Source organism: Rosettibacter sp. KY25, from assembly GCF_057554405.1.
In genome coordinates, this window is the sequence record NZ_BAAJAO010000002.1 from 78,459 (window position 1) to 101,887 (window position 23,429).

A 23,429-nucleotide genomic window follows, 5' to 3' on the forward strand; every position below is an offset into this window, starting at 1 on the left:
AATAAGAAAAAATAATTGAAAGAAATTATGAATATTCATTCATCAATAAAAGAAGTTATATACTTCTATATTAATTAAATAACATCAATAACTTAAGGAGGAGTACTTTATGAAAAAATTATTTTCTACAATAATTTTTATTGCTCTTATAATTGCAATCGCAACACCTGTATCTTTTAATTATGCTTTAACAAAAGATACAGTGAGAGTAGCAGCATTACCTCCAGGTAATTTAAATAATTTTATTAATAGAGATACAATTCCAGGTGGTTTTGCTAAACCAAACAGAGTATATCTTCTTCAGCAAACTGGGGATTTGGACACTGTTTATTATATGACAGCTCCAATTACTGTAAAAGGAAGTGTTTACATAGTTGGTAAACTTAATCCTAAAACCGGGCATCCTCCTGTAATTGCACCATCAATTGCAGCTGATAATTCATCAATTGGATATTTCTTTGCACCACAGGGAAATGATACTCTCTACTTAAAAGGACTTTATTTCATGGGGACAAGAACTGATGGTGTATCATTTACCGGTCGCTTTGTTGCACCTACGGGTAATAACAATGTATTTATTTTTGACCATTGCATTGTTGAAAATATTTCCGGTGCTGGAACACCAAATCTTTTTGATACATGGAACACAGACCACAATAGTTTTTATGTAACAAACTGTTTATTTAGAAACAACCAGGATGATAATCCTCAAAATCCAGGTTTTGCATGGATAGACCCTGGAACTTACCCGGCTGATACTGCAAAATTCTATAATAATACTTTCTTCCTTATGGGAGGATACATTTTAGGTTCTTCTGGATATGGTGCTACTTATTTAGATTTTCAACACAATACAATTTTCTTTACAGCTCAAGGTGGTGCTTTTGATTTATATCAAATGCACAATGCAGTAATAAAAAATAATATTTTCTATAGCGTATCATCTGCTGCTTATCCTACATCATGGTATAATAATACCCCTGGAAGCTGGGGTTCTGCTGTTATTCCACTTGATTCTTTACGTTCACTGGCAGCTGCTCCATATAATATGAAAGAAGCAGATAGACGTTTAACTATTACAAATAATGTTTACTTCTGGCCCAAAATTATTACTGATAAATGGGAAGAATTGAATAAAGGTATTAGAGCAAGCGACCCTCTAAGACCACCAGATTTTATTAATGCTCAGCCAGGAATGTTAACTGATAAAACAAGATGGCCTCACATCAATGTTGATAACAATTTAAATGTAGACCCAGGTTTTGACCCTGCTCTGGTTCAAGAAGCTGGTTCAAAAATGGCTCAGTTCATTGAAACTGTTTGGATTAATGGTGGAACGGCACAAGGAATGCGTCCTTATGTTTATCCATTTTCTAATCCTCCAACTTGGGAAGGAGTACCTTCAAACTGGCAATCCAAACAAGGTTATCCTGTACCGGAAAATTTAAGATATACCAGTAAACTTCTTGGTGATGATGGTAAGCCGCTTGGCGACCTTAATTGGTTCCCTGAATATGTTGGTGTTGAAGATGAAGCTAATTTGCTACCAACCAATTTTGAATTATCACAAAACTTCCCAAATCCATTTAATCCTACTACAGAAATTCAATATTCTATTCCTCAAAATGGATATGTTACATTAAAGGTATACAATTTATTGGGACAGGAAGTAACTACACTTGTTAATCAAGAACAAAATGCAGGAACATATAGAGTTACTTTTAATGCTTCTAATCTTGCAAGCGGGATCTATATGTATACACTGCAATCAGGAGGTTATTCATTAACAAAGAAAATGATTTTGTTGAAATAGTATCAAATCAAATTTGAATTCGAAAGAGACTGTCTCTAAAAATAATTTTCATGAGACAGTCTCTTAAAATTTTTCTATAAAAAATAGAACTAATAAAATGAATCATAAAATTTTATTACTAAACTCAAAAAAACAAAAACTATCATTATTAATTTTCTTTTTCTTGATATTGATTAGCACTTCTCAAGCACAATTTGCTAACGGTGCAGATGTCAGCTGGCTTTCTGAAATGGAAACTTATGGATACGTGTTCAAAGATAATTCAGGTGTTCAAAAAGATTGTCTTCAAATACTAAAAGAAAAAGGGATTAATGCTCTAAGATTTCGAGTTTGGGTAAATCCAAAAGGCAGATTTAGTAACAAAAAAGATGTTACTTACATGTCACAACGTGCAAAAAATATGGGCTTTGATGTGATGATTGATTTTCATATGAGTGATACATGGGCAGACCCTGGACATCAAACTAAACCTGCTGCATGGTCAACACATTCTTTTTCACAATTATTAAATGATGTTTACAACCATGTCTATGAAGTTCTTGATACTCTTAAATCAGTAAATGTAATTCCAAAATGGGTACAAATTGGTAATGAGACAAATGATGGAATGCTCTGGGAAGATGGACGTGCATCAAAAAATATGGCTAATTTCGCTGCACTAATAAAAAGTGGTTATGATGCAGTAAAATCTGTTGATAGTTCAATACAAGTAATTGTACATCTTTCTGATGCTCATAAAACATCTATGTACAGATGGATGTTTGATGGACTAAAAAATAATGGTGCAAAGTGGGATATAATCGGAATGTCAGTTTATCCTTACTGGGCAAATTTGCCCTGGGCAGTTGATGATAGTCTTGCTCTTATTACAATGAAGGAGATGATTTCAAGATACAATACTAAAGTTATGGTAGTTGAAGCTGGTTACAGATATGACCAGCCAATCGAAGCTAATCATTATCTTCTTGATTTAATTGATAAAACAAAATCTGTTGGTGGCTTAGGAGTATTTTACTGGGAACCTCAAGCATATAACTGGCGCGGCTATTTGCTTGGTGCATGGAACCCTATAACAAAAGCTCCAACTGCAGCTCTTGATGCTTTTTTAGGAATAAAAGTTACATCAGTAAAATATGATAACGAATTACCATCTGATTATAATCTAAGTATTTATCCAAATCCTTTTAATCCTGAAACTACTATTGAATTCGAATTGCCTAAATCAACATTTGTATCAATTGTAATCTATGACTTACTTGGAAGAGAAGTAGAAAAAATATTTGAAGGTTTCAAAAATCGAGGCACATACAAAATAATCTGGTCTGCTCACAATAAACCAAGTGGAATATATATGTGCAGAATGTCTACAGATGAATTCTCTGTAACAAAGAAAATTGCTTTAATTAAATAAAACATTTTATGAAAATGAAATTCATCAAATACTTAATAATTATTTTTGGGATTTTATCAATTACAAAATTTTCTTTCGCAGACGATAAGAAAAATACTGGTGTTTTTGTAGATAATGGAATAATGAAATGGAAAGATAGTGGTGAAGAAGTAAGACTCTTCGGAATAAATTATACTGTTCCATTTGCATATGCATATCGTGCTCATAAAAGACTTGGTTTATCTCTTCAAAAATCAATTGACATCGATGTAAATCATTTTGCAAGATTAGGATTTGATGCATTCAGAGTTCACATGTGGGATAGAGAAATTTCCGATAGGAATGGAAATGTCTTGAATAATGAACATTTAGAATTGTTCGATTATTTGTTATATAAACTTTCACAAAAAGGAATCAAAACAATCATAACTCCAATTGCATGGTGGGGCACTGCATGGCCCGAGCCAGATTATGAAACCCCGGGCTTTTCTTCTTTTTATTCAAAAGTTGAAATGATTACAAATAAAGAAGCATGGAAAGCCCAAAAGAATTATTTGAAACAAATTATCAATCACATTAATCCTTATAACGGATTAGCATATAAAGATGACCCATCAATCATCGCACTGGAAATTATTAATGAGCCACATCATCCAGAAGATACTTCGCTTGTAAGACAGTATATAAATGAATTGTATGATGCTTTGCGAGATGCTGGTTTTACGAAACCAATTTTTTATAACATCAGTGAAAGCTGGGATGATGCACAAGCTCAAGCAGTTTGTAATTCAAAAGCAGAGGGTGTTTCTTTTCAATGGTATCCAACAGGTCTTGTTCACAATAAAATGCTTGAAGGAAATTATTTAATCAATGTGAATAAATATAAGATACCATCAGAAAAGGTAAATGGTTTTAATAAGAAAGCAAAAATGGTTTATGAATTTGATGCTGCTGACATTGGAGCATCATTCATGTATCCAGCTATGGCAAGAAGTTTTAGAGAAGCAGGCATGCAGTTCGCAACAATGTTTGCTTACGATCCAGTTCAAATTGCATGGAGTAATACAGAATATCAAACTCATTTCGTCAATCTTTTATATGCACCTTCAAAAGCTATCAGCTTAATGATTGCATCAAAAGTTTTTCATGAAGTTCCACTATCGAAAAACTTTGGTGATTTTCCCAATAATAATTTATTCGAAAATTTTAGAATTGATTATGGAAATAATTTAAGTGAGTACAATTCACCAACTGAATTCATTTATTCCAATTCAACTAATTCAACACCGAAATTTGTTGATAGTCTCATAAGAATTGTTGGAATAGGAAATTCGTCTGTCATACAATATGACGGCACAGGTGCATATTTTCTTGATAAGATTGAAAATGGATTATGGCGGCTTGAGGTTTATCCAGATGTTTTATGGCTTAAAGACCCTTTTGAACAAACAAGCATGAAAAAACAAATTGCTAAATTGTTTTGGAACGAAAGAAAAATGAAAATTTCAATTCCAGAAATTGGAGAAAATTTTAGAGTTGTTTCATTAAGTCACAAACTAAAAACTTTTTATTCAAAAGGGAATGAAATTGAAGTTACTCCTGGCATTTATTTGATTTCATCTAAAAATACTCCAATGAATCATATCAAAAAATTTATCACTAAAGAAAAATTTTTGGAAGGATTGTATAGCCCCGAAAATAATGATATTGCTTTTGTAATAAACAATACACCTTTTTACATATCATTAAATGATGAAAGCAAAATAAGATTTCAAATTGCATCTGATAAAAAAATCGATGAAGCATTTCTATTTGTAAGAAGACCAGACTGGAGAAGATTTGAAAAACATCTTCTTAAAAAAGTTGATGGTTTTAATTATGCTCTTGCAGATTCAATAAAATTATTATATGAAGGTGAAATTGAATTTTGTGTTGCAGTGAAAATTGATAATAAAATATACACTTTTCCTGATGGCAAAAATATCTCTCCTGATGATTGGGATTTTTATTATGAAAAAATTTGGAAAACAAAAATTATAAATAATAACACTCCGATTGAACTATTCAATGCAGCAAGAGATTACAAAGATTTAGTTTTCCCTCAGTTTACTAAGTCAACAAGATTTGTTGTAGATAATCGCAATGGTTTAACAAGCGAAAGAAATTCAATTTTCGTAAATGTAACTTCTACTGGTCAAGATAATTTCCCATTCGGGTTTCAATTAAATGTATCAAAGATTATTAAATCAATAAAAAATAATTTGTTTAATTACAGAACAATAATACTAAATGCTCGAACACTTTCTGATTCAAGTCTTACTTTGGGAATAAATTTAATTACGAGCGATGGTAAATGTTTTCAAAGCAAAGTTAAATTAGAAAACAACTGGGGGAAAAAATCTATTTCAATTGATGAATTTCAAAAAGGGAGTTGTTTGATTTTACCATTTTCTTATCCAAGATTCCTTCCCAAAATTTGGAACAGTAACATTCAAACTGAAAAAGAAAAAATAAAACTTGAGGATTTAGAATTCATTCAGTTTTTTATTGAAAATCCAGGCAAAGCATTCAACAACAGTTTAGAAATAGAATCTTTAATTCTCAAATAACCAATAAATATTTTATCAAAACTTCATAACATTATTGAATCCCTTTCAATCTCTGAGTATATTAACAATTGAAAAATCATTAAATGAAAGGAATTAGTATGATTAATAATACTGTTACAACCACAAACTTTGAAAATCTCAAATTCTACAAACGCGGAAAGGTTAGAGATATTTATGACTTGGGTGAACATTATCTAATTGTATCTACTGATAGAATCTCTGCATTTGATGTTATTATGAATGAAGGAATTCCTTACAAAGGAGCAGTATTAAATCAAATTTCTGCTTTTTGGTTTAATTATACAAAAGACATTATCGATAATCATTTATTAAGCATTGATGTTGATGATTTTCCGGAAGAATGCAAACCTTATAAAGATGTATTGAAAAATCGTTCAATGCTTGTTAAAAAAGCTGAATTAATTCCTCTCGAATGTATTGTAAGAGGTTATATAACAGGTTCTGGCTGGAATGATTATAAAAAAACTGGAGCAATCTGCGGAATAAAACTGCCAGAAGGATTGGTAGAATCAGAAAAATTACCAGAACCAATTTTTACTCCATCAACAAAAGCAGAAATTGGGCTTCATGACGAAAATATTGATGAAGAGCAGGCAATTTCGATTGTTGGAAAAGAAACATATGATTACATAAAAAATATTTCAATTAATATTTACAAAAAAGCTTCAGAATATGCACTTCAAAAAGGAATTATCATAGCCGATACCAAATTTGAATTTGGCTATTACGATGGAAAAATTATTTTGATTGATGAATTATTGACCCCTGATTCTTCAAGATTCTGGCCCCTCGATGAATATGAAAAGGGTCGTCCACAAAATAGCTTTGACAAGCAATATGTTCGTGATTATTTGCTTTCAATTAATTTTAATAAAAAGCCACCAGCTCCACCACTTCCAGAAGAAGTTATCTTAAATACAAGTAAAAAATATCAGGAAGCACTTTATAAGTTAACTGGCAAAAATATTTCATAATGTTTCCTGTAAAAATTAAATATGATGCAGAAAAAAATTTGTTAATGATTAATTGGTCGGATAATTTAGAACAAAAGATTAAATCAGCAGATTTGAGATTTAATTGTCCTTGTGCAATTTGTCAAGCTGAAAAAGTGGAACAGAATGAATCTTATATTCCAATTTATTCATCTGAACAGATATCAATTCAGGATATAAAAATTATTGGGAATTATGCATTAAATATAATTTGGAAAGATAATCATGATACTGGCATATATGATTTTTCATATTTAAGAAAATTTTCTGAGAAATAATAAACTTACCATGATACTCCCAAATCAATTAACTGTACTAAGAATAATTCTTACACCAGTATTTTTATTTCTTTTTCTTTATGGTGATGCAGTAACAATTCAAATATCGCTTGGAGTATTTATAATTGCAGCAATTAGTGATTGGTATGATGGCTGGCTTGCCCGTAAATTTAATTACATTACAGAATGGGGAAAATTTCTTGACCCTCTTGCTGATAAGATTTTAACATCAGCAGCTTTCTTTGCATTTGTTATAGTTGGTATACTTAATTTATGGATGGTAATTTTAATTGTTGTTCGTGACATTCTAATTACTGGTTTAAGAATTTATGCGGACTACAAGAAAATATCCTTTTCTACAAGTTACTCAGCAAAATGGAAAACTTTTTTTCAAATGTTTTTTCTTTATTACTTATTATTAATTTACACAGCAAGAACAGTAAGCTGGATTTATAAAGGAAGAGAAAATCTCTTCAACATTTTATTTAACCATGATTTAATTTATTACACAATGCTTGCAATTACAATTTTTACTGTTGTAACAGGAATAACTTATATTTATTCGAACAGGCAGCTCATCAAACAACTTTTTGGAGTTAAAAATTAACACATTAGAAAAAATACTTGGCTCAGGTTTTTATACTGGATTTACTAAAAATGCAACAGGAACAAAAGCAAGTTTACTTGCACTACTTTTATTTCTTATTCCCGGCTTTGAAAATCCCACTCTGATGATTGGATTGATTAGTTTTTTTATTATTATTGGTGTCGACATAGCAAATAAATTTGAAAAAATTTATGGTAATGACCCAAAAGAATTTACTCTTGATGAAATTATAGGCACATGGATTTCTTTGCTATTTATTCCTAAAAAGATATGGTATTTATTACTAGCATTTTTTATATGGAGAATAATGGATATTGTAAAACCATTTCCAATTAAAAAACTTGAACTAATAAAAAATGGCTGGGGAGTTATTCTCGATGATGTATTGGCAGGAATTTATACTTTTCTTATAGTGCAATTATCAATCGATTTAATTAATAGAATATTTTAATTACAAACATAGATTAATTTATGAATGCATATTTAATTACAATTGGTGATGAAATTCTAATTGGTCAAGTGGTAAACACAAATGCAGCTTACATTGGTGAACAGCTTGTAAAGAATGGAATCAAAGTTATTGGCTCGAGTGTTCTTCCTGATGATGAGGATAAAATTATAAAAGAATTTAAGCGTGTATTTAAAATTTGTGACATAATCATTGTAACTGGTGGTTTGGGTCCCACTCATGATGATGTTACAAGAAAATGTATTGTTAATTTTTTTGAAACAGAACTTGTGATGAATGAAGAGATACTAAATGATATTAAAAAATTCTTTGAAGTGAGAGGAAGGGAATTAACAAAAATAAACGAGGAACAAGCTCTTGTTCCTAAAATTGCTGAACCAATAAGAAATACTCGTGGTACAGCCCCTGGCATCTGGATAGAAAAGGAAAATAAAATTTTTATAGCAATGCCTGGTGTTCCATACGAAATGAAAAATATGATGGAAGTTTATGTTATTCCTAAATTAAAATCATGGATAGAAACAAAACTGCAGGAGAAAAAACAAGGAGACACTTTTATATTAACAAGAAATTTACTTACTACGGGAATCCCTGAATCTGCATTATTTACTAAACTTGGAAATATTGAAAATCTGCTTAATGGAGCAAAACTTGCATTTCTTCCAAATCAATTTGGTGTTAGATTAAGAATAACAGTCGAAGAAAAAGAAATTGAAAAAGCTGTCTCCAAACTCGAAGAAATTGAACAAAAAATTAGAAGTATTGTTGGAAAATATATTTATGGAAAGGACGATGATACTCTTGAAGGAGTTGTAGCTAAGTTATTAATTGACAGAGGATTGAAACTTTCAGTTGCAGAATCCTGTACTGGTGGTTTAATAGCTAATAGATTAACTAACATCAGCGGAAGCAGTTTATTCTTCGAAAGAGGAATTGTAGCATACAGTAACGCTGCAAAAGTAGAATTATTAAAAGTTGATGAAGATATTATTGCAAAATATGGAGCTGTGAGTCTTGAAGTAGCAAGACAAATGGCAGAAGGAATTAAATCTATCAGCGGAACCGATATAGGTTTATCTACAACTGGAATAATGGGACCAACAGGAGCAACACCAAATAAACCAGTTGGCTTAGTATATATTGGAATTTGTGACGACAAAATATGCACAGCAAAAGAATTTCGTTTTGGGGACGAAAGATTATTAAATAAAGATAGAACCTCTCAAGCTGCACTTGAAATGTTAAGAAGATATTTACTTGGAATTAATTACGATGATTAGAACATTTATAGCTTTAGAACTGCCAGAATTAGAACTAAAAAAAATTATTGATATAAAAAACAATTACATAAACGATTATGATAACATTAAATGGGAACCAATTAATAAATTACATCTTACATTAAAATTTCTGGGCGATACAGATGAAAACATAATTCCTGCTATAAATTCTGAGTTAGAAAACATCTTAAAAAACTATGAAGTTTTTGAATTAACATTTGAAAAATTTGGTCTTTTTATTAAAGATAAAAAGCCTCGAATTTTATGGATAGGATTAAAAGAAAACTCTAAGCTTAGCAGTTTAGCTCAAGAAATTGATAATGTTATTTCAAAATTTGGCTTTGAAAAAGAAAAAAGAAAATTTACACCTCACATAACTTTGTTGAGAATTAAAGATAGAGATGAAAAATTTTACAAAGATTTTTATAAATTAACTCAAGTTGAAATACCAGAAATAAATTTTTATGCTGATAAAATTACATTTTTCAAAAGCACATTAATTAAAACTGGTTCTGTTTATGAACCTATTAAAAATTTTTATATAAAAAATATTGGAGGAGAAAATGTCACTCGATAAAGATGCAAGAATGAAAATATTAGAAGACACTATTACAAATATTGAAAAAACTTACGGCAAAGGAACCATTATGAAATTAGGGGACGGCGTAATTAACAAAGTGGAAGCAATTTCAACAGGTTCATTATCACTTGATTACGCACTTGGAATTGGAGGAGTTCCCCGAGGAAGAATTATAGAAATTTTTGGACCGGAATCTTCTGGTAAAACTACACTCTGCTTACATATAATTGCAGAAGCTCAAAAAAAGGGTGGACTGGCTGCATTCATCGATGCAGAACATGCACTGGATTTAAATTATGCCAAACGTCTTGGTGTTGATACTGCAAATCTTTTGCTCTCACAACCTGACTTTGGTGAACAAGCTCTCGAAATTGTTGATACTTTAATTAGAAGCAATGCTCTTGATGTAATTGTTATTGATTCAGTAGCTGCTCTGGTTCCACGCACTGAAATTGAAGGCGATATGGGCGACCCTCAAATGGCAGTTCAAGCAAGATTAATGTCTCAAGCATTAAGAAAAATTACAGGTGCTATAAGCAAATCTAAAACTTGCGTTATCTTTACAAATCAACTAAGAAGCAAAATTGGGGTTATGTTTGGTAATCCAGAAACAACTACAGGTGGAAATGCTCTTAAATTTTATGCTTCTGTAAGACTTGATATTAGAAGAGTAAATGCAATTAAAGATGGAAACAATGTAATAGGTAATAGAACAAAAGTAAAAATTGTTAAAAGTAAAGTAGCTCCTCCATTCAAAGAGGTTGAATTTGATATTTTATATAATGAAGGTATCAGTAAAGCTGGTGATATTATTGATCTTGCAACAGAACATGGCATTTTGAAAAAGAGCGGTGCATGGTTTACTTATAAAGATGAAAGATATCAAGGCAGAGAACAATTGAAACAAAAAATGCTTGAAGATCCAAAACTTTTTGAATCACTAGAAAAAGAAGTCAGAGCTGCACTTGGAATGACAAACGGAGAACAACAAGAACAAACAAATGAACAAGAAACTAAAAACAAAAAATCTAAATGATAATTTTATCTCTAAGAAAAAAGGGAAATAATGTAATCATTCAATTCGATGATGGAAGCTCAATATTATTAGATTATAAAATTGTTACCGATACTGGTTTAAGAAAAAATGATATAATTGATGACTCAAAGAAAAATGAATTACTTATTCTAAATGAAGAACTAAAAATTAAAGATGCAGCATTAAAATTATTATCGCGCAGACTTCATTCTAAATATGAATTAATAAACAAATTGCTCAAAAAAAATTTTGATAAGAAATTGATTCATGAAGTTGTTGATGAGCTTATATCAAAAAATTATTTAAATGATTATGAATTTTGCAAGGCTTATTTCGAAGAAAGATTTTATAGAAAAAAAATAGGCATCAATAAAATCAAAGCTGAATTAATAAAAAAAGGAATTGATAGAAAAATTATAGAAGATGTAATTCATTCGATAGATGATAATTCTTCTATTGATAATGCCTATGAACTTGCTAAAAAAAAGTTGAACTCTTATCAATTCAAAAAACTTGACAATCAGAAAATAAAACAGAAATTATTTTCATTTTTGTCTTCAAGAGGGTTTCAGTCAGATGTTATTTTCAAAGTAATAGATAAACTTAATATTCACGAAAGTGAATTGAATTAAATTTTGTAGATAATATCATTATTAGTATTTTTGCAACTAAATTTTTATAGCAAATTCAATCTCCTAATTATTAATCACTATTCTTAAGGAAATAAGTGAAAACTCTAAAGTGGTGTAATAAAAATTTTTACCTAATTTTTCATTACTAAAATGAAAGGCCACTTTGTGTGGTCTTTTTTGTTAATAATATTAAAATGAAATCAATTTGGGAGGAAGAAATGAAAGATTCCAAAATAGAATTTGAAGGTTTGACATTTGATGACATATTATTGATACCTGCACGTTCATCTGTTTTACCAAGAGAAACTGATATTACATCGTATCTTACACGAGAAATCAAATTAAATATTCCATTCATTTCAGCAGCAATGGATACAGTTACAGAATCACAAATGGCAATAGCAATGGCAGCTCAAGGTGGAATTGGAATTATTCATAAAAATATGACAATTGAACGACAAGCTGATGAAGTGGATAAAGTAAAAAGGTCAGAAAGCGGAATGATAGTTAATCCAATTACTTTGACCCCTGAAAGAAAAATTTATGAAGCCGAAGAAATAATGGCTAAATATCATATCTCGGGCATCCCTATTGTTGATAAAGAAGGCAGATTAATTGGAATATTAACTAACAGGGATTTGCGATTTGAGCATAATCGAAATCTCACAGTCGAACAATTAATGACAAAAGAAAATTTAATTACAGCTCCAGTAGGAACAACACTTGAAGAAGCAGAAAAAATATTACACAAAAATCGTATTGAAAAATTGCCTGTTGTAGATAAAAAAGGTTACTTAAAAGGTTTGATAACTTATAAAGACATTATGAAAAAGAAAAAATTCCCAAACGCATGTAAAGATGAACTTGGAAGATTAAGAGTAGGTGCAGCTGTTGGAATTGCAAAAGATACTATTGAGAGAGTGGAAGCCTTAGTTAGTGCCAATGTTGATGTAATTGTTGTTGATACTGCTCATGGCCATTCTGAAGGTGTGATTAAAATGGTAAAACAAATAAGAAAGAAGTTCAAAAATTTACAATTGATTGCAGGTAATATTGTAACTAAAGAAGCCGCATTAGAATTAGCAGCTTGTGGAGTTGATGCTGTTAAAGTTGGAATTGGTCCAGCATCAATTTGTACTACACGTGTGATAGCTGGAGTTGGTGTTCCACAAATTAGTTCTATAATGGCAGTTGCAAACGCTTTGAAAGGAAAAAATATCCCAATAATTGCAGATGGTGGAATAAAACAAACAGGTGATGTTGCAAAAGCCATAGCTGCAGGTGCTGATACTGTTATGATGGGTGCTATGTTCGCAGGTTGTGATGAAGCACCCGGTGAAAAAGTTTTATTTGAAGGCAGAAGTTTTAAAGTGTATCGTGGAATGGGCTCTTTAGGTGCAATGAAACAGGGTAGCAGCGATAGATATTTTCAAGATGTCGAAGAAGATATTAAAAAATTAGTTCCAGAAGGAATTGAAGGTCGAGTACCTTACAAAGGTGCTTTGGCAGATACAATTTATCAATTTGTTGGCGGTTTAAGAGCTGCAATGGGATATTGTGGTGTAAGAACAATTAAGGAATTGAAAACAAAAGCAAAATTTGTAAAAATATCACTTGCTGGATTACGCGAAAGTCATCCACATGATGTTATTATTACTGAAGAAGCTCCAAATTATCAAACAATAACCAAGATATAAAAATTTAATTTCTCTTTTACTGAAGGTTTTAACATGTACAAAGCTCTTGTTCTTGCTTATTATTATCCCCCTATGGGTTTAAGCGGGGTTCAAAGAATTTTGAAATTTACTAAATACATGCCTAAATTTAACTGGCAGCCAGTGGTTATATCAACTGGTAATGTTGCTTATTATGCTCACGACTTTAGTTTATTAAAAGAAGCTGAAGATGCAGGCATTCAAATTATAAGAACAGAAGCTTTTGATATTAATTCAATCATTGGGAAAAAAGTTCAAACAGTTAATATCCCTAAGGAATTTTTAAGAAAAATTCTTTCTAATCTTTCAAAAGTTTTTTTCATTCCTGATAACAAAAAATCCTGGGCTAAAAAAGCATATTTAACTGCAAGAGAATTATTACAAAAAGAAAAATTTGATGTATTGTTTGTAACCATTCCGCCTTATTCAAGTTTTGTTTATGCTGCAGAATTGAAAAAAGAATTCCATATTCCATTAATTGTTGATTATAGAGATTTATGGTTTGAAAATCATTTTGCATTTTATCCTACACCTTATCATAAAAGTAAGAATAAAAAATTAGAATATAATTCTCTTAAAGCTGCTGATAAAATTATTGTTATCAACAGAAGAATCAAAGAAAAATTATTAACTAATTATCCCTTTCTTTCATTTGACGAAATTATAATTATTCCGCATGGATTTGACCCCGAAGATTTTGATGTAAATGTTGATGAAGAACTTAAATCAACAAGTAAATTAAGATTTACTTATTCTGGCATATTCTATGAGAATATTACTCCAGAATTTTTTCTAAAAGCTTTTAAAAAACTTTCTGTAGAAAGACCAGATTTAGCTGCCAATATCGAATTAGAATTTATTGGTTTATTCAGAGATGAATACAAAAAATTAATTAATGAACTTAACTTAAATGAATTTGTTAAAATTCATGGTTATATTGAACATAAAGAAGCTGTAAAAAAATTACTAGCTTCGAATATATTATGGATGATGATTGGCAACAATCTTCGGAATGCAGATACAATTTCAACAAGCAAATTATTTGAATATTTTGGTTCAAGAAAACCAATTCTTGGCTGTGTTCCTGATGGTGCAGCAAAATCAGCATTAATTGAATATGGAGCTTCATTCATTACATCACCAGATAATATCGATGAAATAAAAAATAAAATTATTGAAATTCATTCTCTCTTCATTAATAATAATCTACCAAAACCAAATGAAGAATTTATTCAAAAACATAATAGAATTTTTCTAACAGAACAACTTGTTACTCAATTTCAATTTAGCATTAAGGATTTATTATGAAAGTAGCATTAATTGGTTCGGGCGGAAGAGAACATGCATTAGCATGGAAAATCTCTCAAAGCAAAAATTTGGAAAAATTATTTATCATTCCTGGTAATCCAGGAACAAAATCGCTTGGAGAAAATATTCCGATTAGTGTTGATTACATTAATGACATTGTAAATTTTTGTTCTGATAATAAAATTGATCTTGTTGTAGTTGGACCTGAAAAACCTCTCGCAGATGGCATTTCAGACCTATTACTTCAAAAGGGAATTAAAGTATTTGGACCCACAAAAAATGCAGCAAGAATTGAAGGTGAAAAATCATTTGCAAAAAATTTAATGAAACAATTTGGAATACCAACTGCACACTATCAAATTTTTACGAGAAAAGAAAAAAATGATGCTTTAGAATATCTCAAAAAAATTAAATATCCTGTTGTTATAAAAGCCGATGGATTAGCTGCTGGCAAAGGTGTTGTTATTTGTGAAAATTATAATGATGCTGAGAAATCAATTAACGATTGTTTTGTTAATTCTGCTTTCGGTGAAGCTGGCTATAAAGTAGTTATTGAAGAATTTATGACTGGTCAGGAAGCTTCTGTTTTTGCAATTACTGATGGAGATGATTTTATTCTTTTACCAGCTGCTCAGGACCATAAAAGAATTGGAGAAGGGGACACAGGGAAAAATACTGGTGGTATGGGTTCTTACGCACCAACTCCATTTGTAAATGATAAAATGATGGAAATTATTTCAGAATCAATTGTGAAACCAACGATTGGCGCACTGAAAGAAACAGGAAATAAATATGTTGGATGTCTATATTGTGGTTTAATGCTAACAGACGAAGGTCCAAAAGTAGTAGAATTCAATTGCAGATTTGGAGACCCTGAAACACAATCCGTCCTACCACTTTTAGATGGTGATTTTCTTGAATTATTGTATTCTGCATCTTCGGGAGCAATCAATAAAAAAACTGTTTATTATAATGGTGGTTCGTCTGTTTGTGTTGTTGCAGCTTCTAAAGGTTATCCAGATAAATATGAAAAAGGGAAAGAAATTACCGGACTCGATGCAATTAAAGACGAAGATATTTTTATCTTTCACGCAGGGACAATTGAAAAAGAAGGAAAAGTTTTTACAAATGGCGGACGTGTGTTAAATATTACATCTTTCATAAAAGAAAATAATTTATGGCTCGCAAAAAAAAGAAGTTACGAAGCTATTTCAAGAATTTACTTCGAGGGTATTTACTATCGTAGAGATATTGCTGATAAAGCTATAAATAAATAATCAGCCTGGAGGCCAGTTCATCTTTCTTCCGCCAAGTAAATGAAGATGTAAATGATAAACCTCCTGTCCAGCGTCAGGTCCGCAATTTATCACAATTCTATAACCCGACTCGCTTATGCCTAAATCTTTTGCAATTTTATTAGCTGCATCGAATAACTCGCCTAAAAGCGGAGCATGAGTTTTGGAATCAATATCTTTAGTTGTTGCAATATCTGTAATCTTTGGAATAATTAAAATGTGAACCGGTGCCTGAGGATTGATATCTTTGAATGCTAGAACATTCTCGCTTTCATAAACAATATCTGCGGGAATTTCCTTTCGAATTATTTTTGCAAAAATAGTTTCTCCCATAATTTCACCTCTTTTCTATTCCATATTTTTTTATTTTGTTATAAAGATGACTTCTTTGAATTCCAAGAATATCTGCAGTTTTACTAATGTTCCACCCATTAGCTTCAAGTTGTTTTAGAATGAATGCTTTTTCAGCTTTCTCCTTAAATTCTTGAAATGTATTTGATGTGCTTAATATTTCATCAATTTTCGAAACAGACATCGTTAAATATTGACTAACTATTTTTTCTGTAATTGTTGTTGAAGATTCCATTATAACAACTCGTTCTATAAAATTTCTAAGTTCTCTTACATTTCCTTTCCATGGTAAATCCTGCAATAAATTAATTGCCTCATCTGTCCATTCTTTTTGTGGAAATTTATTTTTTTCACAAATAATTCTGGAAAAATGTTCAACCAATAATGGAATATCTTCTTTTCTTTCTCTTAAAGGTGGAATATGAATTGGAATAACATTTAATCTGTGATATAAATCCTCTCTGAAATTTCCTTTTTCAATTTCTTGCTGCAAATCTTTATTTGTAGCAGAAATTATTCTAACATCAACATCGATTTTTGATGTGCCTCCAACTCTTTCGATTTTTCCTTCTTCAATTGCACGAAGAACTTTTGCTTGAGCCTGTAGACTCATATCACCAATTTCATCAAGAAAAAGATTGCTGCCATCAGCCAATTCAAATTTGCCTATTCTTTGTTTAATGGCTCCTGTAAATGAACCTTTTTCATGACCAAATAATTCTGATTCAATCAATTCTTGTGGAATAGCAGCACAGTTTACTTCAATTAATTCTTTATGAGAACGATTGCTTTGTCGATGAATTTCCTGTGCAACAAGTTCTTTGCCTGTTCCATTTTCACCAGTAATTAAAATTCGTGCATCAGTTTTTGCAACTTTTGAAATTGTCTCAAGAACTTTTTGAATAGCAGAACTCTTGCCAATTATTTTTTCTTCTATATCAACAACTTTACGAAGTTTTTTATTTTCTTTAATTAGATTTGATTGTTCTGCAGCATTGCGGACCGAAATAAGTAATTTATCTCTATCAATTGGTTTTTCTAAAAAATCGAAAGCTCCAAGTTTTGTAGCCATCACGGCATTTTGAACATTCGCATGTGCAGAAATGATTATAACTTTTATATCAAAGTTTTTTTCTTTTATCCAGTTTAAAATTTCAAAGCCATTTTTATCAGGCATTTGAATATCAAGTAGCAGAACATCATAATTGCCGTATTCAATTTTTTGCATACCTCTTTCAGAATCAGTAGAATAATCTACTGAGTAATCTTCGTATTCAAGAATCATTTTAATGCTTTCGCAAATTTCTCTTTCGTCGTCAATAACTAAAATTGATTTCATTAAAATAACCTTAAGAATAATAATTGATAAACTTTTAATACATCCGATGGAAGAATTTCTTTTTTGTTTTTCAAAGTTTTACCAAAAAGTTCACCAAGATAATTTGTAAGTATATCTCTGTTATCATAACTTCCATCAATAAAAAGTTCTTGTTCAATAATTTCTACAAAAATACCGATAAATTTGGATAAATTAAAAATGCTGGAATTATAACCAAGAAATGCATTCCCAAAGAAGTGAGAAAGCTTATCTTTATCACCAAATTCATCATTATTTGAATCAAAGAAAATTTTTCTTGGAAGGTTTTTCAGTTTTTTATTGAAAATAGTAAATGGGGGTGAGGGAAGAGGGATAGTTAAAATAGAATTAAATAAAAATCTTATTTTAATTTTATTATATGGCAAGCAAGCGAAAGTTAAACACAAAAGTGCTTCGGATTCATCATAGTCGAAGAATTTTAATGCTTTAAGATAAATTGTATCAACTAAATTTATGTCATCAGTTTTTTTCTTCAGTTCTTGAAATTCTGGAGAAGCAATATAATTTGAAATAAAAAAAATGCCTCCGTAAAAATTTTTTTCAAAATTTTTTTGTGGATATACATTTTCGAAAGATAAAGTTGTAATAAGAAGTATAATGTAAAAGGAAGTATATATAAAGTTTCCTGATATAAATACAATAAATCTATGGTTCATACAATTTTTTTAATTCTGGTATAAAACTGTAATCAATAAAATCATCTGGCATTTTATACTGAGAATGAGTAACTGTTTGTAATTTTAGAGCAGTACTGCAAACATATTTTGTAACTGATGGCTCGATATCTAAAATAGTTTCTATTATTTTCCAATCTTCGGGTGTTGGAATAGACCCTCCAAAATCTGAACGGAGCCAATGTCCAACTGTATGCTTGTAAGATTCTGGAAATAGTTTAATAAAATCACTTTTCGTCAATCCTTTTTCCACCCTTTTTTGATTTAAGTATTTAGAAACAAGTTTTTGGTCAACATTATAAAGCCTTTGCATCGAAAAATACTCATTCATTACTGATGCTCTTGCCCCAGGCGATGCACCCCAATTCTTCCTTTTTTCATCTTTAAACTAACCATTATAATTTTTCCCTGTGTTGTTTAATTGTTCTATCTTATTGACAAATTTTTCTGAGTATGAATTTAATTCTTTGTTTAAATCAACATAATTAACAAGCTCTTCAATTATCAAAGGTTCATAGGACTTAATTCGAATGTTTTGATTAATTTCAGTGTGATTAAGAATAACAAACTCTTTAGTGTATTTATAGTTTTTCCATTTTACAATAACATATTTGGGGAAATTATTTTCATATGTCTCTAAGATATCAACAATTAATCCTTCGTTAGTATTCTTACTTACACTATCAAAAACAGAATATCCAATAAATGTTTCAGATTGCCATTTTCTGTTATTATTAGTCCGCGGTTTTAAATTGAGCTTTTGATAATTAAAAAGATAATCTGCAAACTTATTATCATCTACAATCATAAATATTGGAAACCATAATTTATCTTTTTGAACAACAATCATATTTCTAATAACCCATTTCATTTCATTAAGCATGGAAGTTCTAACTATCAGTTCAATATCAAAATCTTTGCTGCCAATAAAACATAAACAATCACTGGACAAGTTATTTTTAATAGAATGGCTCTCAAATTTATCAAGCAATTTGTAATAATCATTTTTGTTATCGGTTATTTTAACTAATCCTTTCTCTTTTGCTGGTTGTTCATAGTGTGGAAATTTTTCAAACAATGATAATTGTTCACTAAATTCATTTGAAACAGTAAATACTTTTGAATACTTCAAATCATATTGATAAGGAATAAAATCGTATTTCTTAATTGTGTAATTATTTTTCAAGCCGCATCTTTCTATAATTATATCAATATAATCTTTATTTGATTCTATCATGAATGCAGAGGCTTTAGGATATTTTTCTTTAACTACTTTCAAAGTGGTTCCACTTCCAGCAAATGGATCAAGTACAATAGATTTATCATTCAGGTATACCATTTTTAAAAGTTCTTCTACCAATCTTTCTGGATAAACAGCAACATGTTTATATGGAGTTGGTTGCAAGTTAATTTTTAGAATGTTTGAGTAATCTTTATTCTTTTTAATATTATCACTAAAAATATTCTTTTTTGAAGGGGATAATACAAATACTGGTTCATATGTATTTGTAAATCGATTTTTTATGCTTGAAGGCATATGATTGGGTTTATACCAAATAATTATATCATTAAGGTACCAGCCATCTTTTACCATTTCATAAGCTAATTTATACGGAATAAATCCTAATGGAGACTTGCCATATTTTGATAAATATTTATCTCCTACATTGAGGAAAAAAACACCATTCTTCTTTAATCTTGTTCGAAGAACATTAAAAATTTTTACAAGCTTAAAAATATAATCCTGATAAGTTGGTTCATTACCGATTTGCCCTTCAAAACCATAATCTCGTTGATTCCAGTATGGAGGAGAAGTAATTGCTACATCAATTGAATTTTCTTTTAAATGAATGAGCCCCGCATATACATCACAGTGCAATAAATTATATTTCATGTGTTTAACTTAGTCCTATAATTTTATTCACATTATCTTTTATATCATCACTAACAAATATAATTCTTATTCTTGAAGAATTTTTAATTGTTGCAAAGTATGGTTTTGCACTATACACATATCGAAAACCACCTTTATCGTATCCTCTTTTACCTGCATTTATAATAGAATTTCCATAGATATTACTTAATTTCCCATTAGGAACAGATATCAAAATAATTGCCTTAATTTCTATGTTATCTGATTCAATGTTATAGATGATATTTATCAAATATGTAAGACATATTTTATTTTCATATGAATATCTTGTAGGCAAATGAACATCAAAATTAATGTTCTCAACTTTGTAACTTGTTTGATTAGCTCCAAGCGGAATTCTGCCTTTATAGTCTGATGGGTTATTCAGTTTAGCAGTTTTAACATCAATATGGACAAACGCATTATAAGTTTCAAAAAACAAGTCTGCTCCAATTGGTGCGGAATTGGGCGAACCAAATTGATTGAAAAGCTAATAATAAATTCGTTAAGTTCCTCGAGCAAAGTCTGAATTTTGCCACTTCTTTTCAGTATTATGAAATATTTCAATCCAATCATCTTTAATTTTGTCTTTTGATTTTAATCCATCTAACATTTTCTGAATATCCTGCTTAAGCATAAATTCAATTTGATTGAGATAATGTTCTTCCCAAAATTCAATTTCTTTTTGTTCTTTGGTAAACTTCATTATTACCTCAAGTTTATTACTTTAAATAAAGTTTATGTTCATGAATATATGTTTTCACTTTTTCTGGAACCAGAAAATCTATCGGCATATTCTTTTTCACTCTGTCACGAATATCAGTTGATGAAATTTCTATTGTGGGTGTATCAAGAATAATTGCTTTCTCAAAGTATTTATTTTTTGTTTCTGGTTCTTTATCAATTGTTCTTTTCATTACAATAAGCTTAACTAAATCAAGAATTTCATCAGGTCTATGCCATTTATCAAATACAATTAAATTATCATAACCAATAATTAATTCAATGTAATTGTAAGTTTTTCTTAATTCCAAAATAGTATCGTAAGTATAAGAAATATTTCCTTTTCTAATTTCATAATCATTTAATTCAAAATAGGGAATCTTTTCGATAGCAAGTTTTAGCATATTTAATCTGTGAACAGGATTAGAAATATTCTGATTTGTTTTATGAGGTGAAATGTAGCAGGGGATAAAAATAATTTTATCAAGCTTTCTTTTTTCTAAAACATATTGAGTTGTTATTAAATGTCCATAATGAATTGGGTCAAATGTACCGCCAAAGATTCCAATTTTTTGATTCATATTAATTTGAATTGTTGTTATTCAATAGTTCTTTTATTAAACGGCGTTTATTTTCAATTTCATTTTCGTAATAAATTTTTTTTGTGCCTTTTGAATTTTTCATATGCATTTTATTAAATGCAAGGGCAACAGCTGTCTTTAAATATTTTTTTCTAATTTTTTCATCTATCAGATTATTTTGAAATCTCGATTTAGAAGTAATTAAGTTAATATGTTCTGCTGGAATAATATTTAATTGGCTTTCTTCCAATAACTCATTTGTTATTAAAACTTTTTCTTTTCGTAGAGAATAACTAAATAAAATCATAAAAAAAATAATTAAGAATGTCATAAATATAAAACCGTATAAAAAAGTTTCACTGTTGCTTACAGATAAATTCCATATAAAATGAATGAAGATTGAAATTACAATTGCCATGATCATAAAAATAATTTTTTTAATGATTGTAAAAAATTTTGTGAATCCTAAAACAGCACCAAATGTTGCAGTTGATATGCAATGCATAATTGCAGATGACAGTGACCTTAGAATTACAAGAGCAACTAACAAATCTAATGTGGTTCCATATGTTAAGAAGTAAATAAAATTTTCAGTCATACCAAATCCAAGTCCAATTGCACCACCATAGACAAGTCCATCAGTAATGTTATCAAACTTTTTTGAGTTGACACTAAAAAGAAGAAATAATGCTTTTGAAATTTCTTCTGAGATGGGGGCTGCTATTAAACTTGAAATAAGTTTATCAGGTAAACTTGAAAGAAAAAGACAAGTAAAAAAACTTATTGATTTTATTATAAAAACATTTCCTAATATTCCTAAAACAACAGCTCCAAAAGCACCCCACAAAAAATGAACTACAACAAACAATAATGGTTCTCTTTCATATTTATCCATGAACCAAAGAATTAACATGTATAATGTCATTGGAATAATTGATGCGAAAAATGAAAAACCTAAAAACATTTTTATTCCATTTTAAATAAAAAAATAAAATTCATAACTTTCGTTCGGCAAAAAACGAAAACAACATTTCTTGATTATATAAATCATCATAACTATATTTTGAACCAATTTTTTGCTCTTTGTTAAAATGATAATAAAATATACAAATTTTTCAGACGGCATACATCAGATTAATTTTATTGAGCCTGTAGAATCACTGGGTTTAGAAGAATCTTTTTATGGAAATGTTATAGTTAATTGCAGAATGGATAAGTCTGCACATCAAATAGTAATTGATTTTGATGTAGAAGCAAATTCTCATTTAATTTGCGACAGATGCAATTCTGAATATAATGCAAAGTTGACAAATCATTTTCAGCTTAGTTATTTATTTGTTAAAGATGCAGTTCGACTGGAAGATTATGATGTTAAATATTTATCTCCTGATGAAGACAAAATTAATATTGACCAGGATGTTTTTGATTATGTAGAACTTGCAATACCGATGAAAAAATTATGCAAAGAAGATTGTAAAGGATTGTGTCCAAAATGCGGAACTAATTTAAATGAATCACAATGCGATTGTCATTTACATACACAAAATGATATTTGGGAACCATTAAAAAAATTGAAATTCTAAAACTAAAAAAGGGTTAAACGATGCCTAATCCAAAACGAAAGATGTCCAAGAGCAGAAGAGATAAGCGAAGAACACACTATAAAGCAACAGTTCCTACCCTAAGTCGCTGTTCTAACTGCGGAGAATTAAAGCTGAGTCATAGAGCATGTCCAAACTGCGGGTATTATGCCGGCAGGTCTATGTTCGTCCCAGAATCATAACA

General features: G+C 29.9%; 24 protein-coding genes and 1 pseudogene. 16 read left to right on the forward strand and 9 right to left on the reverse strand.

Annotated features, from left to right (window positions below; all coding sequences use genetic code 11):
- Nucleotides 1–109 precede the first annotated feature (109 nt).
- The 14 genes from AC27L2_RS01675 (at nucleotide 110) to purD (ending at nucleotide 16,007) form a co-directional block, all read left to right on the forward strand.
- Nucleotides 110–1,813, forward strand: coding sequence for a T9SS type A sorting domain-containing protein (locus AC27L2_RS01675; protein ID WP_487209918.1), 1,704 nt, complete (start codon nucleotides 110–112; stop codon nucleotides 1,811–1,813).
- Nucleotides 1,814–1,910: 97 nt separating this feature from the next.
- The gene (locus tag AC27L2_RS01680) at nucleotides 1,911–3,224 is read left to right on the forward strand and encodes a T9SS type A sorting domain-containing protein (RefSeq protein ID WP_487209919.1); all 1,314 of its coding nucleotides are present in this window, start codon (nucleotides 1,911–1,913) and stop codon (nucleotides 3,222–3,224) included.
- 14 nt (nucleotides 3,225–3,238) lie between these two features.
- Nucleotides 3,239–5,812 carry a cellulase family glycosylhydrolase gene (locus AC27L2_RS01685; RefSeq protein WP_487209920.1) on the forward strand — a complete coding sequence of 858 codons (2,574 nt, stop codon included), beginning with the start codon at nucleotides 3,239–3,241 and terminating at the stop codon, nucleotides 5,810–5,812.
- Nucleotides 5,813–5,913: 101 nt separating this feature from the next.
- A complete protein-coding gene (locus AC27L2_RS01690) occupies nucleotides 5,914–6,807 on the forward strand; it encodes a phosphoribosylaminoimidazolesuccinocarboxamide synthase (protein WP_487210085.1) in 894 nt (297 codons plus the stop codon).
- Nucleotides 6,807–7,103, forward strand: a complete 297-nt coding sequence (locus AC27L2_RS01695; RefSeq protein ID WP_487209921.1) for a DUF971 domain-containing protein — start codon at nucleotides 6,807–6,809, stop codon at nucleotides 7,101–7,103. Before AC27L2_RS01690 ends, AC27L2_RS01695 begins: the two co-directional genes overlap by 1 nt.
- Nucleotides 7,104–7,113: 10 nt before the next feature.
- Nucleotides 7,114–7,710 (forward strand): CDP-diacylglycerol--glycerol-3-phosphate 3-phosphatidyltransferase, encoded by a 597-nt coding sequence (pgsA, locus tag AC27L2_RS01700; RefSeq protein WP_487209923.1) that lies wholly within the window; start codon nucleotides 7,114–7,116, stop codon nucleotides 7,708–7,710.
- Nucleotides 7,694–8,161: a phosphatidylglycerophosphatase A family protein gene (locus AC27L2_RS01705; RefSeq protein ID WP_487209924.1), complete on the forward strand. Its 468-nt coding sequence runs from the start codon at nucleotides 7,694–7,696 to the stop codon at nucleotides 8,159–8,161. The genes pgsA and AC27L2_RS01705 overlap by 17 nt, the downstream gene beginning before the upstream one ends.
- A 20-nt stretch (nucleotides 8,162–8,181) precedes the next feature.
- Nucleotides 8,182–9,459 (forward strand): competence/damage-inducible protein A, encoded by a 1,278-nt coding sequence (locus AC27L2_RS01710; RefSeq protein WP_487209925.1) that lies wholly within the window; start codon nucleotides 8,182–8,184, stop codon nucleotides 9,457–9,459.
- Nucleotides 9,452–10,036: an RNA 2',3'-cyclic phosphodiesterase gene (gene thpR / locus AC27L2_RS01715; RefSeq protein ID WP_487209926.1), complete on the forward strand. Its 585-nt coding sequence runs from the start codon at nucleotides 9,452–9,454 to the stop codon at nucleotides 10,034–10,036. The genes AC27L2_RS01710 and thpR overlap by 8 nt, the downstream gene beginning before the upstream one ends.
- Nucleotides 10,023–11,075, forward strand: coding sequence for a recombinase RecA (gene recA, locus AC27L2_RS01720; RefSeq protein ID WP_487209927.1), 1,053 nt, complete (start codon nucleotides 10,023–10,025; stop codon nucleotides 11,073–11,075). Before thpR ends, recA begins: the two co-directional genes overlap by 14 nt.
- The gene (locus tag AC27L2_RS01725) at nucleotides 11,072–11,707 is read left to right on the forward strand and encodes a regulatory protein RecX (protein ID WP_487209928.1); all 636 of its coding nucleotides are present in this window, start codon (nucleotides 11,072–11,074) and stop codon (nucleotides 11,705–11,707) included. Before recA ends, AC27L2_RS01725 begins: the two co-directional genes overlap by 4 nt.
- Before the next feature lie 218 nt (nucleotides 11,708–11,925).
- Nucleotides 11,926–13,404, forward strand: coding sequence for an IMP dehydrogenase (gene guaB / locus AC27L2_RS01730; RefSeq protein WP_487209929.1), 1,479 nt, complete (start codon nucleotides 11,926–11,928; stop codon nucleotides 13,402–13,404).
- A 33-nt stretch (nucleotides 13,405–13,437) separates the two neighbouring features.
- Nucleotides 13,438–14,730 (forward strand): glycosyltransferase, encoded by a 1,293-nt coding sequence (locus AC27L2_RS01735; RefSeq protein WP_487209930.1) that lies wholly within the window; start codon nucleotides 13,438–13,440, stop codon nucleotides 14,728–14,730.
- Entirely contained in the window at nucleotides 14,727–16,007 is a 1,281-nt protein-coding gene (purD, locus tag AC27L2_RS01740; protein ID WP_487209931.1) for a phosphoribosylamine--glycine ligase, read from the forward strand. The genes AC27L2_RS01735 and purD overlap by 4 nt, the downstream gene beginning before the upstream one ends.
- On the opposite strand, the gene AC27L2_RS01745 is transcribed toward purD, so the two are convergent.
- The 9 genes and pseudogenes from AC27L2_RS01745 to AC27L2_RS01785 form a co-directional block, all read right to left on the reverse strand.
- Entirely contained in the window at nucleotides 16,008–16,358 is a 351-nt protein-coding gene (locus tag AC27L2_RS01745) for a histidine triad nucleotide-binding protein (RefSeq protein ID WP_487209932.1), read from the reverse strand.
- A 4-nt stretch (nucleotides 16,359–16,362) separates the two neighbouring features.
- A complete protein-coding gene (locus tag AC27L2_RS01750) occupies nucleotides 16,363–17,715 on the reverse strand; it encodes a sigma-54-dependent transcriptional regulator (RefSeq protein ID WP_487209933.1) in 1,353 nt (450 codons plus the stop codon).
- Nucleotides 17,715–18,410: a hypothetical protein gene (locus AC27L2_RS01755; RefSeq protein ID WP_487209934.1), complete on the reverse strand. Its 696-nt coding sequence runs from the start codon at nucleotides 18,408–18,410 to the stop codon at nucleotides 17,715–17,717. Before AC27L2_RS01755 ends, AC27L2_RS01750 begins: the two co-directional genes overlap by 1 nt.
- Nucleotides 18,400–18,759, reverse strand: coding sequence for a hypothetical protein (locus tag AC27L2_RS01760; protein WP_487209935.1), 360 nt, complete (start codon nucleotides 18,757–18,759; stop codon nucleotides 18,400–18,402). The genes AC27L2_RS01755 and AC27L2_RS01760 overlap by 11 nt, the downstream gene beginning before the upstream one ends.
- Nucleotides 18,760–18,816: 57 nt before the next feature.
- The gene (locus AC27L2_RS01765; protein WP_487209936.1) at nucleotides 18,817–20,322 is read right to left on the reverse strand and encodes a DNA-methyltransferase; all 1,506 of its coding nucleotides are present in this window, start codon (nucleotides 20,320–20,322) and stop codon (nucleotides 18,817–18,819) included.
- A gap of 4 nt (nucleotides 20,323–20,326) precedes the next feature.
- Complete coding sequence (locus AC27L2_RS13785) at nucleotides 20,327–20,593, reverse strand: hypothetical protein (RefSeq protein ID WP_488657385.1); 267 nt, start codon at nucleotides 20,591–20,593, stop codon at nucleotides 20,327–20,329.
- A pseudogene (locus tag AC27L2_RS13790) lies at nucleotides 20,585–21,046 on the reverse strand (hypothetical protein); the annotation flags it as partial. The pseudogene AC27L2_RS13790 and the gene AC27L2_RS13785, both read right to left, overlap by 9 nt.
- 16 nt (nucleotides 21,047–21,062) lie before the next feature.
- Nucleotides 21,063–21,644: a nicotinate-nucleotide adenylyltransferase gene (gene nadD / locus AC27L2_RS01780; protein ID WP_487209939.1), complete on the reverse strand. Its 582-nt coding sequence runs from the start codon at nucleotides 21,642–21,644 to the stop codon at nucleotides 21,063–21,065.
- A gap of 1 nt (nucleotide 21,645) precedes the next feature.
- On the reverse strand, nucleotides 21,646–22,608 hold the full coding sequence (locus AC27L2_RS01785) for a PrsW family intramembrane metalloprotease (RefSeq protein ID WP_487209940.1): 963 nt from the start codon (nucleotides 22,606–22,608) through the stop codon (nucleotides 21,646–21,648).
- A gap of 127 nt (nucleotides 22,609–22,735) precedes the next feature.
- On the opposite strand from AC27L2_RS01785, the gene AC27L2_RS01790 reads away from it, so the two are divergent.
- Nucleotides 22,736–23,227 carry a YceD family protein gene (locus AC27L2_RS01790; RefSeq protein ID WP_487209941.1) on the forward strand — a complete coding sequence of 164 codons (492 nt, stop codon included), beginning with the start codon at nucleotides 22,736–22,738 and terminating at the stop codon, nucleotides 23,225–23,227.
- A gap of 20 nt (nucleotides 23,228–23,247) precedes the next feature.
- Entirely contained in the window at nucleotides 23,248–23,427 is a 180-nt protein-coding gene (gene rpmF / locus AC27L2_RS01795) for a 50S ribosomal protein L32 (protein ID WP_353675951.1), read from the forward strand.
- The last annotated feature ends 2 nt before the right edge of the window (nucleotides 23,428–23,429 follow it).